The sequence below is a fragment of the Planococcus donghaensis MPA1U2 genome, from assembly GCF_000189395.1.
Taxonomy (GTDB): Bacteria; Bacillota; Bacilli; order Bacillales_A; family Planococcaceae; genus Planococcus; species Planococcus donghaensis_B.
On sequence record NZ_AEPB01000032.1, the window covers coordinates 21,236 to 36,425 of the forward strand.

Annotated in this window: 16 protein-coding genes and 1 other annotated feature; all 16 genes read left to right on the forward strand. The window is 39.3% G+C overall.

Features of this window, described 5'->3' with window-relative positions:
- Positions 1–10 precede the first annotated feature (10 nt).
- Entirely contained in the window at positions 11–979 is a 969-nt protein-coding gene (mraY, locus tag GPDM_RS08900; protein WP_008430738.1) for a phospho-N-acetylmuramoyl-pentapeptide-transferase, read from the forward strand.
- Positions 980–2,344 carry a UDP-N-acetylmuramoyl-L-alanine--D-glutamate ligase gene (murD, locus tag GPDM_RS08905; protein ID WP_008430740.1) on the forward strand — a complete coding sequence of 455 codons (1,365 nt, stop codon included), beginning with the start codon at positions 980–982 and terminating at the stop codon, positions 2,342–2,344.
- Positions 2,345–2,363: 19 nt separating this feature from the next.
- A complete protein-coding gene (locus GPDM_RS08910; protein ID WP_008430741.1) occupies positions 2,364–3,149 on the forward strand; it encodes a cell division protein FtsQ/DivIB in 786 nt (261 codons plus the stop codon).
- Positions 3,127–3,852, forward strand: a complete 726-nt coding sequence (locus GPDM_RS08915; RefSeq protein WP_008430743.1) for a DUF881 domain-containing protein — start codon at positions 3,127–3,129, stop codon at positions 3,850–3,852. Before GPDM_RS08910 ends, GPDM_RS08915 begins: the two co-directional genes overlap by 23 nt.
- 16 nt (positions 3,853–3,868) lie before the next feature.
- Complete coding sequence (locus GPDM_RS08920) at positions 3,869–4,585, forward strand: DUF881 domain-containing protein (RefSeq protein ID WP_008430745.1); 717 nt, start codon at positions 3,869–3,871, stop codon at positions 4,583–4,585.
- Between the two features lie 2 nt (positions 4,586–4,587).
- Positions 4,588–4,950, forward strand: a complete 363-nt coding sequence (locus GPDM_RS08925; protein WP_008430746.1) for a small basic family protein — start codon at positions 4,588–4,590, stop codon at positions 4,948–4,950.
- Between the two features lie 102 nt (positions 4,951–5,052).
- Positions 5,053–6,336: a cell division protein FtsA gene (ftsA, locus tag GPDM_RS08930; protein WP_008430748.1), complete on the forward strand. Its 1,284-nt coding sequence runs from the start codon at positions 5,053–5,055 to the stop codon at positions 6,334–6,336.
- A gap of 59 nt (positions 6,337–6,395) precedes the next feature.
- Positions 6,396–7,589, forward strand: coding sequence for a cell division protein FtsZ (gene ftsZ, locus GPDM_RS08935; protein WP_008430749.1), 1,194 nt, complete (start codon positions 6,396–6,398; stop codon positions 7,587–7,589).
- Positions 7,590–7,701: 112 nt separating this feature from the next.
- Positions 7,702–8,373 (forward strand): YggS family pyridoxal phosphate-dependent enzyme, encoded by a 672-nt coding sequence (locus GPDM_RS08940; RefSeq protein WP_008430750.1) that lies wholly within the window; start codon positions 7,702–7,704, stop codon positions 8,371–8,373.
- Entirely contained in the window at positions 8,370–8,852 is a 483-nt protein-coding gene (locus GPDM_RS08945) for a cell division protein SepF (RefSeq protein ID WP_008430751.1), read from the forward strand. Before GPDM_RS08940 ends, GPDM_RS08945 begins: the two co-directional genes overlap by 4 nt.
- Before the next feature lie 20 nt (positions 8,853–8,872).
- A complete protein-coding gene (locus tag GPDM_RS08950; RefSeq protein WP_008430752.1) occupies positions 8,873–9,136 on the forward strand; it encodes a YggT family protein in 264 nt (87 codons plus the stop codon).
- Positions 9,137–9,197: 61 nt separating this feature from the next.
- Positions 9,198–9,983 carry a YlmH family RNA-binding protein gene (locus GPDM_RS08955; RefSeq protein WP_008430753.1) on the forward strand — a complete coding sequence of 262 codons (786 nt, stop codon included), beginning with the start codon at positions 9,198–9,200 and terminating at the stop codon, positions 9,981–9,983.
- 94 nt (positions 9,984–10,077) lie between these two features.
- On the forward strand, positions 10,078–10,599 hold the full coding sequence (locus GPDM_RS08960) for a DivIVA domain-containing protein (protein ID WP_008430754.1): 522 nt from the start codon (positions 10,078–10,080) through the stop codon (positions 10,597–10,599).
- A gap of 37 nt (positions 10,600–10,636) precedes the next feature.
- Positions 10,637–10,852, forward strand: a binding site (T-box leader).
- Between the two features lie 43 nt (positions 10,853–10,895).
- A complete protein-coding gene (ileS, locus tag GPDM_RS08965) occupies positions 10,896–13,658 on the forward strand; it encodes an isoleucine--tRNA ligase (protein ID WP_008430755.1) in 2,763 nt (920 codons plus the stop codon).
- Between the two features lie 123 nt (positions 13,659–13,781).
- Positions 13,782–14,258, forward strand: coding sequence for a signal peptidase II (gene lspA, locus GPDM_RS08970; RefSeq protein WP_008430756.1), 477 nt, complete (start codon positions 13,782–13,784; stop codon positions 14,256–14,258).
- A complete protein-coding gene (locus GPDM_RS08975; RefSeq protein ID WP_008430757.1) occupies positions 14,258–15,169 on the forward strand; it encodes an RluA family pseudouridine synthase in 912 nt (303 codons plus the stop codon). Before lspA ends, GPDM_RS08975 begins: the two co-directional genes overlap by 1 nt.
- Positions 15,170–15,190: the final 21 nt, after the last annotated feature.

Here is a 15,190-nt window from a genome sequence, read left to right on the forward strand (position 1 = left end):
AGTTATACAAATGAGTACTTTTACACTAATGAGCCTCGGAATTACTTTATTACTGACAGTTATCTTAATGCCGGTATTTATCCCGTTATTGAAACGAATGAAATTTGGACAAAGCATTCGAGAAGAAGGACCTGAATCACACATGAAGAAAACAGGCACTCCCACTATGGGAGGACTTGTTTTCTTAATCGCTATAATTATTACGGTGTTAGTAGTTGCTTTTATCGCTGGATTATTAACTGCTAAAGTATGGATTTTACTTTTGGTACTTTTCGGTTATGGATTGATCGGCTTTTTGGATGACTTTATCAAAGTAGTGTTAAAAAGAAATCTTGGGCTAACGTCTTTACAAAAATTAATCGCTCAAATCATTATCGCTGTCGTATCATTCTTTGTGTTAAGTGGTAGTGACTTCGAGACAGGGGTCAATATCCCCTTTACAAACATTTCCATTGAGTTATCATGGCTATATGTGTTCTTTATCATCTTTTGGTTGGTTGGGTTTTCTAATGCAGTTAACTTAACGGATGGACTGGATGGGTTAGTAGCAGGAACAGCATCAATCGCTTTTGCCGCTTTTGGTGTACTAGCGATCTATCAAGGTGAAATGGCGATTGCGATTTTCACTTTCTCTGTAACAGGTGGCTTGTTAGGATTCTTGATTTTTAATAAATACCCGGCAAAAGTTTTCATGGGAGATACAGGTTCGTTAGCTTTAGGTGGCGCATTGGCAATGGTTTCTATTTTGCTAAAACAGGAATTATTATTGCTAATAATCGGTCTTGTGTTTGTTCTAGAAACAGCTTCGGTTATTTTACAAGTTGGTAGTTTTAAATTGCGTCAAAAACGAATTTTTAAAATGAGTCCTATTCACCATCATTTTGAATTGAGCGGATGGTCGGAATGGAAAGTAGTTATTGTATTCTGGTCAGTCGGTCTTATTAGTGCGGCAATTGCCGTCTTTTTGGAGGTAATGTAAATGAAGGAAGCTCCACAACTCTATCAAAAGAAAGTTCTGGTTTTAGGATTAGCGAAAAGTGGATTTACAGCCGCCCGAATTTTAAATAAACTCGGTGCATTTGTAACTGTGAACGATTCTAAGCCTTTTGAAGAAAATCCTGAAGCGCAAGAATTATTAAATATGGGTGTCACCGTAATTTGTGGGAGACACCCAGAAGACCTTCTAGAAGAAGGTTTTGAATTGGTTGTTAAAAACCCAGGTATTCCTTATACAAACATCTTAATTCAATCCGCTATGCAAAAGAAAATTCCAGTATGGACGGAAATTGAATTGGCTTATTTGATTAGTGAAGCCCCATTTATAGGGATTACTGGTTCGAATGGTAAAACAACAACAACTACGTTATTGTTCCATATGTTAAACCAAGACAATAAAAATCCATTAATCGCTGGAAATATCGGCACAGTGGCAAGTGGAGTTGCAGAGAAAGCAAAACCCGAAAATGTTATTGTGACGGAACTGTCATCATTCCAACTAAAAGGGACGGAAGCTTTCCGCCCAACAATCGCCATAATTACGAATATTTATGAAGCGCATTTGGATTATCACGGATCAATCGAAGATTACCGTGCTTCTAAAATGAAGCTTACTTCAAACCAAACAGCGGAAGATTATTTTATTTATAATGCTGACCAACCGTTGCTAGTCGAGCACGCAAAAAACTGCAAAGCAAAATTGGTGCCTTTTACACTTAAAGGACGAACTGAAGAAAGCGTCAGTGCAGATGAAAACTATGTATATTGGCAAGGCGAAGAGCTAATTGAACGTTCGAAAATCATGTTAGCTGGCCAGCATAATTTAGAAAATATTTTAGCTGCGACAGCGGCAACGCTAATTCAAGGTGGAACAAAAGAAACCATCATTCGTGTTCTTACGTCATTTACAGGCGTAAAACATCGATCGCAGTTTATTAAAGAATGGCAAGGTCGTAAATTTTACAACGATTCAAAAGCCACCAATGCTTTGGCAACAAAAAGTGCATTAGAAGCTTTTCCAGAGAATATCATATTATTGGCTGGTGGCTTAGAGCGTAACCATTCATTGGATGAAATTCGACCATTTATGGACCGTGTCAAGGTATTGGTGACTTTTGGAGAAACGGCACAACGATTTACTACATTTGCAGAAGAAAGTGGTGTGAAGACCATTATTCAAGCAGGTAAAATGGATGATGCAGTCGAAAAAGCGATCCAAGCGTCAGCAGATGGCGATACCATCTTATTGTCACCTGCATGCGCAAGCTGGGATCAGTACGATAGTTTTGAAATTCGAGGAGATGCTTTCATTTCCGCAGTCCATCAAATGACGGAAGCGAACGAATAAAAGATAAGGGGCAGCAATTATGGACAAAGTGATTGACATCGAAGAACGCATCCCATCGCTCCGCGATCGACGGAAAAAAAGAACCAATCGCAAGTTCGTGGCGCTGTTGCTCATTTTTCTCACTTTGCTTGCCGTACTTTTATACAGCCAGTCGAAGTACAGTGAAATCCACACCATCACTATAGAAGGGGCTGTTCTTTTTAATCAGAAAAGCTATCAGGCAGCAAGTGGATTAGCAATCGGAGATTCAATGTGGTCATTCGATACGCGAGCTGTTGCGCAACAACTAGAAAAGTTGGAGTGGGTGGAAAAAGCATCGGTTAAAAAAAATTGGTTAACCGGTGTTGAAATTGATTTGAAAGAATATGTTCAAATGGGCTATTTAGATCGTGGGAATAGTTATCAAATTGTTTTATCAAACAATCTAGCACTCAAACAGCCAGTAACGGTTATTGATGGTCCGATTTATTCGAATTTTGATGACGAGAAAAAAAGAGAGAAATTGATTAACCAATTAGCGGAAATCAATCCAGAAGTTTTACAATTAATTTCTCAAATTATTTTAGATTCCAAAGAAAAAGATGCGGATTTTGTAACTTTGTATATGAATGATGGAAACGAAATTCACGGGATCTTGAGTACATTGGCTGAGAAGATAAATTATTATCCATCTGTCGTCTCGCAATTAGAAGAAGATCAAAAAGGCGTAATTGATATGGAAGTCGGAATCTATTTCCGCTCTTATGCAGATGCTTATGGTTTTGCAGAGGAGGTTCCAGAAGATGAAAACGCCGAAGAGGAGTAATCGCAAAAATTTCAGCAAATCGATTGTTTTTTCATTAGTATTTTTAGTTCTTGGATTTATCATGGCCTACTCCTATAGTCTTTCCAGTGCTAACAAAGAGACGGAAGGCTATACGGGTGGGGCCTTTTTTGAACAAGAAGAACGGTATCGAAAAGAGTTAATCAATCAACAAGAGCGCAATAAAGCTTTGCGAGATGAATTGCAAGAAAAGCAAAGCGAAGTTCAAGAGTTTGAAAAATCCTTTGCAGATGGTGAAAATCGCTATACAGAATATGCAAAAGAAGCAGAAGAGCTCAGAAGGTATCTCGGTCTAGTGCCAGTTCAAGGAAGCGGCTTAAAAGTAACGTTGCAAGACGGTGATTACAACCCTAACTCAGTTAACCCAAATGACTATATTGTTCATGAAAGTCATGTTTTTCAAGTGATTAATGAATTGTATATTTCAGGTGCAGAAGCGATTTCGATTAATGGTCAGCGTATTCATAGCAACTCCTATATTGTATGTACCGGACCGGTTATTACAGTAGACGGTGTACAATACCCAGCTCCATTTGTGATTGAAGCTATCGGTGAACCAAAAGTATTGTCTTCTTCAATGAAATTAACTGGCGGAATTATGGATCAATTAGTTAACGATAATGTTATCGTTACATTGGATGAGGGGTTAATCATTAAAATGCCTGCTTTACTTACGGAATCATGAGTAAGGAGGAAATTTTGTGAAGAAAAAGGTTTTCACTCGATTTACAGCGATACTATTTTTAATCGGTTTGATGACCGCCATACAATATAATACGATCAACGAACCCGACAGACGCGATACGCGAGATGTATGGGAAGTAAGACAAGAATTATCAAGAGAAAAAAAGTTGCATTCACAATTGCTATCAGAAATAGGGACGCTTGACGAAACATTAAACAAATACAATATAGCAGCTGATGAAAGTCCGGAACAAGCGTTACGTGAAACTGCTGGTGAACTAAGGGTTGCAGTTGGATTAGCAGAAACAACTGGTCCTGGCTTCGAGGTTTTGGTTGAACCGTCGATGGAAGCGGTTGCGTTAGGATTGGCAATCGAAGGAATTTCACCGGACTTGCTTATTCGACTTGTTAATGAAATCAATCGGTATGATGCTCTTTATGTATCGATAGATGGAAAGCGGATTATAAACACGACTTCAATAAGAGACATAAACGGTCAGACCTCTGTAAATGCGAAACCGGTTGAAACACCACCATTTTCAATAAAAATTATTTCTAAGTCGATGGATGACGCAGAAAAGCTGTATAATCATTTATTGGCATCCCGTATTCTAGATGATTTTTATATCGATAATATGTCACTAGCAGTTTCAGTGCCACAAAGCGATATGGTAATCGAAGCATATGATGGCATTATAGACACTAAATATTTACAGGCAATAGAGGGGGAATAGCGATGTGGCTATCCATTTTAGGTTTATTACTCGGTATTTCGCTTGGTCTTCTGACGGATATGCAAATCCCTCCAGAATATGCCAATTATTTGTCCATAGCCGTATTGGCGTCACTTGATACACTTTTTGGCGGAATACGTGCTCATTTACAGCAAGTGTATGATGATAAAGTTTTTGTTTCTGGATTCTTTTTTAACATCGCACTAGCAGCGGGCCTTGCTTTTCTTGGTGTTCATTTAGGAGTCGATTTGTATTTAGCTGCAATTTTCGCATTCGGTGTTCGGCTATTTCAAAATATAGCGGTTATTCGACGCATTATTTTAGCAAAATGGGCTGAAAAAAAAGAAGTTAGAGAAACAATTTGAATAATTCAAGGAAATTTATTTAAGTTTTGCGATTTTCTTAGACAAGGTGCACGATATGCAATAGAATATAAGTACAGCAGTTTAATAAGGAGGTGCCACGAATTGAGTCAATCAGAATTATATGTAAGTCTAGATATCGGTTCGTCATCCGTTAAAGTTTTAATCGGAGAAATGGCTAACAAGTCATTGAACGTAATCGGTGTCGGAAATGTAAAATCTAATGGAATTAAAAAAGGTGCGATTGTTGACATAGATGCAACGGTGCAGTCCATTAAAAAAGCTGTCGATCAGGCAGAGCGCATGATCGGCAAGTCGATTCACGAAGTGGTATTAGGAATTCCAGCAAATAAGGCAGTATTACAACCGGTAAAAGGGATTGTGGCTGTAAACAGTGAAAATCGTGAAATTACCGATGAAGATTTGGATCGTGTATTAGAAGCGGCACAAGTTATGTCGATTCCGCCAGAACGGGAATTGGTTAACATCATTCCTGAGCAATACATTGTTGACCATCTAGGTGAAATTAAAGATCCACGGGGCATGATTGGTATCCGCCTTGAAATGGATGGTACAATGGTGACAACTTCAAAAACTATTTTACACAACGTACTTCGCTGTGTAGAAAGAGCAGGACTTGAAATTCGTGATATTTATGTCCAGCCGCTTGCAGCAGGAAGCTATGCGTTAACTGAAGATGAGAAAAATCATGGCACAGCGTGTATCGATATCGGTGGAGGATCTACTTCTATTTCCATCTTCCAAGAAGGCCACTTGACTGCTTCTTCCGTAATTCCGGTTGGAGGAGACCACGTTACAAAAGATTTGTCCATCATTTTAAAGACACCGACAGATCAAGCTGAAAAAATCAAACTTGAACATGGTCATGCGTTTTTCGAAGATGCTTCAGAAGATGAAGTTTTTGAAGTCCCAGTTATTGGATCTGATTCAACAGAACAGTATAATCAAAAATACATATCTGAAATAATCGGAGTTCGCCTGGAAGAACTTTTCGAACTGATTTTAGATGAGTTTTACCGGTTGGGCGTTCAAGACTTGCCAGGAGGAGTCGTTTTAACAGGCGGCATGGCTAAATTGGATGGATTGCCAGAACTTGCACGTAACATCCTGCAAACTCGCGTTCGTCTATTTACACCAGAATTTATTGGCGTTCGTGAACCACAGTACACGACAGCAGTTGGCTTAATTCAATATGCTTACATGGAAGATGTCTTCTATGGCCGTATTGGAAATGGTGGAGCTGTTGCCGGCGCTGCGAAAGTTGAGCATCAAGAAGTGCAACAACCTAAAAAGCAAAAGCAGCCAAAGCAAAATTCTGAAGGTGTCGTAACGAAAGCCAAAAAGATGTTTGATCGATTCTTTGAATAAAATCAATGTTGCATCTAGCTTGCAACTATAAAAGCTAAGCAATTTTAGGAGGAAAAAGAATGTTGGAATTTGATACAAATATTGATGCACTGGCCGTAATTAAAGTTATTGGGGTAGGTGGCGGTGGTAACAACGCCGTAAACCGTATGATCGAACACGGAGTACAAGGTGTAGAATTTATAGCAGTTAACACAGATGCACAAGCTTTAAACTTATCTAAAGCAGAAGTGCGCCTTCAAATCGGTGGTAAATTAACACGCGGTCTTGGTGCCGGTGCTAACCCTGATGTTGGTAAAAAAGCAGCAGAAGAAAGCAAAGAACAAATCGAAGAAGCTTTGCGCGGAGCAGACATGGTATTCGTAACTGCAGGAATGGGTGGCGGTACAGGTACTGGTGCAGCACCTGTTATTGCTGGAATCGCTAAAGAACTTGGCGCATTGACTGTTGGTGTTGTAACGCGTCCATTTACTTTTGAAGGTCGTAAACGTTCAACACAAGCAATCGGTGGTATCGCTACTATGAAAGAATCAGTTGATACATTGATTGTTATTCCAAACGATCGTTTGCTTGAAATTGTTGACAAAAACACACCTATGCTTGAAGCATTCCGTGAAGCGGATAATGTTTTACGCCAAGGTGTATCAGGTATCTCTGATTTGATCGCCGTTCCTGGATTGATCAACTTGGATTTTGCCGATGTTAAAACGATTATGTCTAACAAAGGTTCTGCTTTAATGGGAATCGGTGTATCTTCAGGAGAAAACCGTGCGTCTGAAGCGGCTAAAAAAGCTGTTTCGAGTCCATTACTTGAAGTTTCTGTTGATGGTGCAAAAGGTGTCTTAATGAACATCACAGGTGGATCTAACCTTAGCCTTTATGAAGTTCAAGAAGCTGCTGACATTGTAGCATCTGCTTCTGACGAAGAAGTAAACATGATCTTCGGTTCTGTTATTAACGATAACTTGAAAGATGAAATTATCGTGACAGTTATCGCAACTGGTTTTAATGAAGAACAACTTCAACCAAGAACGCCAAGAGGATCTGGATTGAATTCAAGCCGCGTGCAGTCGATTCAACAACAGACTCCTGCGCCATCAATCCGTGATGCACGTCGTGAAGATCAACGTCGCGATGAGCAACGCCGTGAAGAACAGCCACCTTATTACAACCAAGAACCACAAAGACAAGAAAAACATAGCGACGATGCATTAGACATTCCGACCTTCTTACGCAATCGTCAAAAGAGACGTTAATCCAAACAGCTGCCGGTTGGGCAGCTGTTTTTTTTAGGGAAAGAGCTTAATTGATAAATTAACTCAAACTTGGTACAATATATTGGACTTCTATAAGAAAAGTTGTGACTAGATGAAACCGATTAAACCTATATTTGAAGAGATTACTAAGCAATTATCCGCTGTAAATGATACGATTCAAATTATTGCTGTGACAAAACAAGTTGGCATAGAACGCACAAAAGAAGCGATCCAAGCAGGAATTCATCATCTGGGTGAAAATCGTCCAGAAGGATTATCCAAAAAACTTGAAGCAATTGACGAAAATGTGTCTTGGCACTATATAGGCAATCTACAAACAAGAAAAGTAAAAGATGTTATTAATGAAATCGATTATTTACATTCATTAGACCGATTAAGTTTGGCCAAAGAAATTCAAAAACGTGCAACTCGACCAGTAAACTGTTTTGTTCAAGTAAATGTGTCGGGAGAAGAGTCAAAAAGTGGTATTGAACCTGAAGATACAATAAACTTTATCGAATCACTCGAAGCTTATGACAACATAAAAGTGGTCGGATTGATGACAATGGCACCAAATACGTCCGATGAAAGTGTAATCCGAGAAGCATTTAAAGGATTAAAATCACTCCAACTTCAAGTGTCTGAGAAAAATTGGGCACATGCACCATGCACAGAATGTTCGATGGGCATGTCTAACGACTACTTAATTGCTGCTCAAGAAGGAGCTAGTTTTGTCCGAATTGGCACAGCATTGGTTGGGGCAGAAAGTGAGGCAAAACGATGAGCGTGAAAGACAAATTTAAAAATTTCTTTTATTTAGATGAGTATGATGAAGAAGAGCAAGTGCGGGAGCAACCTGTAAAAAAGCAAAAACCAGCTCCCCGTTATGAAAAACCTGCTGTTATGCAAGAGCCGAAAAAAGCACCGAAAGAACGGCGCCAGAAAGTGGAGGAGACCAATGTGTCTAATTTAGTCAGTATGCAAGGAGCTTCAAAAGCTTCAAAAGTTAGCTTGGCAGAACCAAGAGTTTATGCCGAAGCACAAGATATCGCAGAAAGCTTAAAAAACAAGCAAGCAGTTGTTGTAAACCTTCAACGCATTGAAAAAGATCAAGGTTTACGAATTATCGACTTTCTAAGTGGAACTGTTTACGCTCTTGGTGGAGACATTCAACGCATTGGAACGGATATTTTCTTGTGCGTACCAGACACTGTAGAAGTGGATGGCGCCATTTCAGATTATTATTACGACGAGCAACAATAAGAGGGGTGCCATAAAAAAGTATGTCAGTTATATTAAATTTGATACTTTCAGCAATTAATATCTATTTCTATATTCTAATTGTTAGTGTATTCATGAGTTGGGTACCAAGCATTAAAGAATCTAGTTTTGGACAAATGATTTCAAAAATCACAGATCCTTATTTGGACATTTTCAGACGCTTTATCCCGCCAATCGGCATGATTGATATTTCACCGATTGTTGCAATCTTCACTTTGAATTTAGCAAGCCAAGGGATTATTGTATTATATAATTTCTTTGTTTAATCTAAAACCTCACATCACGTGAGGTTTTTTTCTTGAAAAATTGATCTGAAGGAGCATTAACATGGAAGAGATATTTCAGCATTTTAGAAAAGAAGAACAGCAATTTATCGAGCAAGTTTCGGGCTGGCTACGTGAAGTTGAAGATCGTTATTCACCAAAGTTAACAGACTTTTTGGATCCACGGCAGCGATTTATCGTAGAAGCAGTGATGGGATCGACGGATGTCCGCATGATGACTTCGGGAGTTTTTAAAGATGCAGAAAGACAACGTGTTCTGTTGTATCCTTCTTATTTTGAGCCCCAACAAGAAGACTTTAATATTACGGTTTTTGAACTAAAATATCCGTCTAAATTTGTTAATTTGCGTCATCCTGATATATTAGGATCCATAATGTCTCTTGGGCTTGACCGAAGCAAATTTGGTGATATTCGTATTGATAATGATCGTGTTCAACTTGCTGTAATGAATGAAATCGGTCCTTATTTACAAAGCAATTTTGTAAGTGCGGCAAAAGTGAAAGTACAGTTAAATGAAGTTACAGACCTAACAGAAATGATTGAGACTAGTGAAGAATGGACAGAAGAGTCTTATACAGTTAGTTCGATGCGGTTGGATACGGTTATGAGTTCTGTCTATAACATCTCAAGACAAAAAGCTGCTGCTCTTATTCATGGCGGGAAAGTGAAAGTTAACTGGACTTTACAAGACCAGCCTTCGTTTGAGCTGCATGAATCAGATATGATTTCTTCAAGAGGGTTTGGTCGAGTTCGCTTGATCATGATCGAAGGGCGCACGAAAAAAGACAAAGTTCGCTTGCAAATCGGCCGTCTAGAAACAAAAAACTAGACGGCTTTGAAAAATTACGAAATAGTACTGAAATTTAACGTCATCAACTGTATAATAGAAAGATAAGATAACAAGTTAAGGAGAGGTTTACTCAATGCCATTATCCCCGTTAGATATACATAACAAAGAATTCAGCCGTGCATTCCGTGGATATCAGGAAGATGAAGTAAATGAATTCCTGGAACAAATTATGAGAGATTACGAAATTTTGCTAAAAGACAAGGCAGCTCTAGAAGAACGGTTACGCACAACCGACGAGCGAGTTGGCCATTTTAATACAATTGAATCGACATTGCAAAAATCGATTTTTGTGGCTCAAGAAGCTTCAGAAGAAGTTCGTCGCAACTCACAAAAAGAAGCAGAGTTGATTATTAAAGAAGCTGAGAAAAATGCGGATCGCATTGTTAACGAGTCGTTGACAAAAGCACGTCGCATTGCAACAGAAATTGAAGAACTGAAAAAACAATCTCGTATTTTCAAAAATCGTTTCAAGATGCTTGTTGAAGCCCAATTAGATTTAATCGAAACAGATGATTGGGAAACCTTATTGGAATACGATATCGATACACAAAATTTAGAGAAGATTGAGAAGGATAAAGAAGAGACGAACTCTTGACTCTGAGACTTTCTAAATCTATAATTACGACATACAAAAAAACGCGCTGATAGAGACAGTAGTTTGTGTAGAACGCTAAAGCGAATCAGGGACAGTGAGAGCCTGATGTGTACACATAGATGAAAATCACTCTTGAGCAGAATTGGTGAATAATAAGTAACCTATTCCGTCTACGCCACGTTACGGCGATCGAGTGGCAGCTATCTAGCTGCAACAAGGGTGGTACCGCGAGTTTAAGCTTCTCGTCCCTTACCAGGGATGGGGGGCTTTTTATTATGTCTACAGGAGGAATAGAAATGGAATACAAAGATACGTTATTAATGCCGAAAACAGATTTTCCAATGCGTGGCAATTTGCCGAATCGCGAACCGGAAATGCAACAAAAATGGGAAGATATGAACATTTACAAACAAGTACAAGATCGTACTGCGGGTCGACCGTTTTTCGTTCTTCATGATGGACCACCATATGCAAATGGTGATTTGCATATGGGCCATGCACTTAACAAAGTATTAAAAGATATGATCGTTCGTTCGCGTTCGATGATGGGCTTCCACGCACCTTACGTTCCAGGTTGGGACACGCACGGTTTGCCGATTGAACAAGCTTTAACAAACAAAGGCGTAAACCGCAAAGAAATGTCTTTAGCGGAATTCCGCAAGCTTTGTGAAGAATATGCTTTCCAACAAATCGATAATCAACGCTCTCAGTTCAAGCGCATTGGTGTTCGTGGCGATTGGGAAAATCCTTATGTGACTTTAAAACCAGCATATGAAGCTCGTCAAATTGAAGTGTTTGGTAAAATGGCCAATAAAGGTTATATCTACAAAGGTTTGAAACCTGTTTACTGGTCACCTTCAAGTGAATCATCACTTGCTGAAGCTGAAATTGAGTATCACGATAAAAAATCTCCTTCTATTTACGTTTCTTTCCCTGTAACAGACGGTAAAGGTGTGTTAGCAGAAGGAACAAACTTCATCATCTGGACGACTACACCTTGGACAATTCCAGCGAACCTAGGAATTTCCGTGCACGCTAAATTGGATTACGCAGAAGTCTCTGTCAACGGTTCTCAATACATTGTTGCTCAAGAATTATTAAAAGAAGTATCTGAAGAACTAGGTTGGACAGATGCAGAAGTTGTTCGTGTCATCAAAGGTGAAGAACTAGAAAATATTCTTACAAAGCACCCGTTATATGACCGTACTTCTCTTGTCATGCTTGGCGAGCACGTAACAACTGACTCAGGTACTGGTTGTGTTCATACAGCACCTGGTCATGGTGAAGATGACTTCTTAATCGGTAAAAAATACGGATTGGACGTTTTATGTCCAGTTGACGAACGCGGAGTTATGACTGCTGAAGCACCTGGATTTGAGGGCGAGTTTTATGACAAAGCCAATAAATCGATAACAGAAGCGCTAGATAAAGTAGGCGCGCTTGAAAAACTTACATTTATCACACACTCGTATCCACATGACTGGCGGACGAAAAAGCCGGTAATTTACCGTGCAACAGCTCAATGGTTTGTATCAATCGAAGCATTCCGTGACCAAATCTTAAACGCAATTAAAGAAACATCATTCACTCCAGCATGGGGTGAAACACGTTTGTTTAATATGTTACGTGATCGTGGAGATTGGAATATTTCACGTCAACGCGTATGGGGCGTTCCTATTCCAGTGTTTTATGCAGAAAATGGCGATCCGGTGATCACTGAAGAAACAATTGCGCATATCGCAAAATTGTTCCGCGAAAATGGATCAAATGTATGGTTTGAGCGTTCTACAGATGAATTATTACCGCCAGGATTTACGCATCCAAGCAGCCCGAACGGCGTGTTCACGAAAGAAATGGATATTATGGATGTTTGGTTTGACTCAGGATCGTCTCACCAAGGAGTTCTTGATGAACGAGAAGACCTTCAATATCCAGCAGATCTTTACTTAGAAGGATCTGACCAATACCGTGGCTGGTTCAACTCGTCATTAACGACAAGTGTTGCGATTAATGGACATGCACCTTACAAAGGTATTTTGAGCCACGGCTTTACGCTTGATGGCAATGGTCGAAAAATGAGTAAATCGCTTGGTAACGTCATTGTTCCTTCAAAAGTCATGAACCAAATGGGCGCAGATATCCTTCGTCTATGGGTTGCTTCTGTAGACTATACAGCGGATGTTCGTGTATCTGACGAAAACTTTAAACAAGTATCTGAAGTTTACCGCAAAATCCGTAACACGCTAAAATTCCTTCACGGAAACTTAGCTGATTTTAATGAACAAGAGCACCGTGTTGCATTTGAAGACATGCGTGAAATGGATCAATACATGGCAATGAAGTTACAGAAGATGGTAGAAACTGTACGTAAAGGTTATGAAACCTATGAGTTTTCAACAATCTACCATGCGTTAAATAATTATTGCGCTAACGATTTAAGCTCATTCTATTTAGATGTAGCAAAAGACGTTGTGTACATTGAAAGTGCAGATCATCCACATCGTCGTGCGATGCAAACTGTAATGTTTGATTCGTTAATGGCAATCTTAAAATTAGCAGCACCAATCATCCCTCATACAGCGGATGAATTATGGTCTTACTTGAGCTTTGTAGAAGAAGAAAGTGTTCAATTGACTGATTTCCCAGAAGCTGTTTTAAACCCAGCGTTTGAAGGCTTAAACGACAAGTGGAGCCGATTTATGGATATTCGCGACGATGTGTTAAAAGCATTAGAAGAAGCGCGTGCAGCTAAAACTATTGGTAAATCGTTAGAAGCGAAAGTAACAGTCTTCGGCGACGAAGAACTTGCTACATTACTAGCTTCTACTGATGAAAATCTTGCTCAATTGTTCATCGTATCAAAATATGAATACGGTGGTACGCAAGATCAAGCACCAGAACATGCTGTAAAACTAAATGAAGTTTCAGTAACAGTTGAAAAAGCAACTGGTGAAAAATGTGAACGTTGCTGGACAATTTCTGAAGAAATTGGTCAAAGCGAAGAACATCCAACATTATGTCCTCGCTGTGCAAGTGTTGTAGAAACACAATTTGCTTAATCAATAACATTAGCAAATTTTAAAAGGGTTTGGAGAGCCAAAATTTGGTTACTCCAGGCCCTTTACTTTTTTTGCTGTCAGTGTGTTAAAATAGATTGACTGCTGAATTGACGGAGGATACAGATGTTTATTTATTATGGACTTGCATTATTCATAATCGCATTAGATCAATGGACAAAATGGCTAGTACTGAAAAATATGGAGTTGGGTGAACGGATTTCGGTCATTGACCCTTACCTTGGTTGGTTGTCGCACCGGAATCGGGGCGCTGCTTGGGGTATGCTAGAAGGACAGATGTGGCTGTTCGCTATAATTACTGTAGCGGTTATCATCGGAATACTTTACTATTTTCATAAACATGCAAAAGGGCAACCTTTATTTCAGTTAAGTTTAATGGTTCTCTTAGGAGGCGCAGTTGGTAATTTTATCGATCGGATGTTTCGCGGGGAAGTCGTTGATTTTGTTGACGTACTCATTCCGGTGATTGGTTATGATTTTCCGATATTTAATGTTGCAGATGCTGCGTTGACGATTGGTGTCGTATTGATGGTTATTTATATTATTTATGACGAAAAACAACAAAAGAAAAAGGTGTCTTAATGGAAGATTTAACGATTGAAATCACAAAAGAAATGGCCGGCGAACGAGTAGATAAAGCTGTGTCATCAATAGATGGAGACTGGTCACGTTCACAGATCAGCAACTGGGTCAAAGAAGGTGCAGTAAAAGTTAACGGAGAAACTGTAAAACCGAATTACAAAGTACGTTTGCAAGATATTATCATTGTTACGCCACCTGAATTGGAAGAATTAGATGTAGTTCCTGAAGATTTGAATTTGGAGATTGTTTACGAAGATGAAGATGTTTTAGTAGTTAACAAACCAAAAGGTATGGTCGTTCACCCAGCACCAGGTCATGCAAAAGGAACATTGGTGAATGGGTTAATGCATCATTGCACTGATCTTTCGGGCATTAATGGTGTCGTGCGTCCAGGAATTGTTCACCGCATTGATAAAGATACTTCAGGCTTATTAATGGTAGCGAAAAATGACGCTGCTCATACTTCTTTAGTTGACCAATTAGTGAAGAAGACAGTGACTCGTAAATACGTTGCATTGGTTCATGGACACATTCCACACGATAAAGGAACAATTCAAGCACCAATTGCACGCGATCCTAAAGAACGTCAAAATATGGCGATCGTTGATAAAGGCAAGCATGCTGTGACGCATTTCCGAGTTCTAGAACGTTTCGGTAATTTTACGCTTGTTGAATGTCGTTTAGAAACAGGAAGAACGCATCAAATCCGTGTTCACATGAAATATATTGGTTTCCCGCTTGTTGGCGATCCGAAATACGGACCGAAAAAAACAATGGACATTGGCGGTCAAGCTCTTCACGCTGAAGTGATTGGGTTTAATCATCCAAGAACGAACGAATACATGGAGTTTTCTGCAGAGCCACCAGCTGAATTTGCAGAACTTCTAGAATCTCTTCGCGATAAGGATTGACAAACCCGTTTCTCTTTCTTT

What these genes read in the sequence shown, in the direction of transcription:
- mraY (WP_008430738.1), top strand. Translation starts at nt 11, where the DNA reads ATGAGTACTTTTACACTAATGAGCCTCGGAATTACTTTATTACTGACA.
- murD (WP_008430740.1), top strand. Translation starts at nt 980, where the DNA reads ATGAAGGAAGCTCCACAACTCTATCAAAAGAAAGTTCTGGTTTTAGGA.
- GPDM_RS08910 (WP_008430741.1), top strand. Translation starts at nt 2,364, where the DNA reads ATGGACAAAGTGATTGACATCGAAGAACGCATCCCATCGCTCCGCGAT.
- GPDM_RS08915 (WP_008430743.1), top strand. Translation starts at nt 3,127, where the DNA reads ATGAAAACGCCGAAGAGGAGTAATCGCAAAAATTTCAGCAAATCGATT.
- GPDM_RS08925 (WP_008430746.1), top strand. Translation starts at nt 4,588, where the DNA reads ATGTGGCTATCCATTTTAGGTTTATTACTCGGTATTTCGCTTGGTCTT.
- ftsZ (WP_008430749.1), top strand. Translation starts at nt 6,396, where the DNA reads ATGTTGGAATTTGATACAAATATTGATGCACTGGCCGTAATTAAAGTT.
- GPDM_RS08940 (WP_008430750.1), top strand. Translation starts at nt 7,702, where the DNA reads ATGAAACCGATTAAACCTATATTTGAAGAGATTACTAAGCAATTATCC.
- GPDM_RS08945 (WP_008430751.1), top strand. Translation starts at nt 8,370, where the DNA reads ATGAGCGTGAAAGACAAATTTAAAAATTTCTTTTATTTAGATGAGTAT.
- GPDM_RS08950 (WP_008430752.1), top strand. Translation starts at nt 8,873, where the DNA reads ATGTCAGTTATATTAAATTTGATACTTTCAGCAATTAATATCTATTTC.
- GPDM_RS08955 (WP_008430753.1), top strand. Translation starts at nt 9,198, where the DNA reads ATGGAAGAGATATTTCAGCATTTTAGAAAAGAAGAACAGCAATTTATC.
- GPDM_RS08960 (WP_008430754.1), top strand. Translation starts at nt 10,078, where the DNA reads ATGCCATTATCCCCGTTAGATATACATAACAAAGAATTCAGCCGTGCA.
- ileS (WP_008430755.1), top strand. Translation starts at nt 10,896, where the DNA reads ATGGAATACAAAGATACGTTATTAATGCCGAAAACAGATTTTCCAATG.
- lspA (WP_008430756.1), top strand. Translation starts at nt 13,782, where the DNA reads ATGTTTATTTATTATGGACTTGCATTATTCATAATCGCATTAGATCAA.
- GPDM_RS08975 (WP_008430757.1), top strand. Translation starts at nt 14,258, where the DNA reads ATGGAAGATTTAACGATTGAAATCACAAAAGAAATGGCCGGCGAACGA.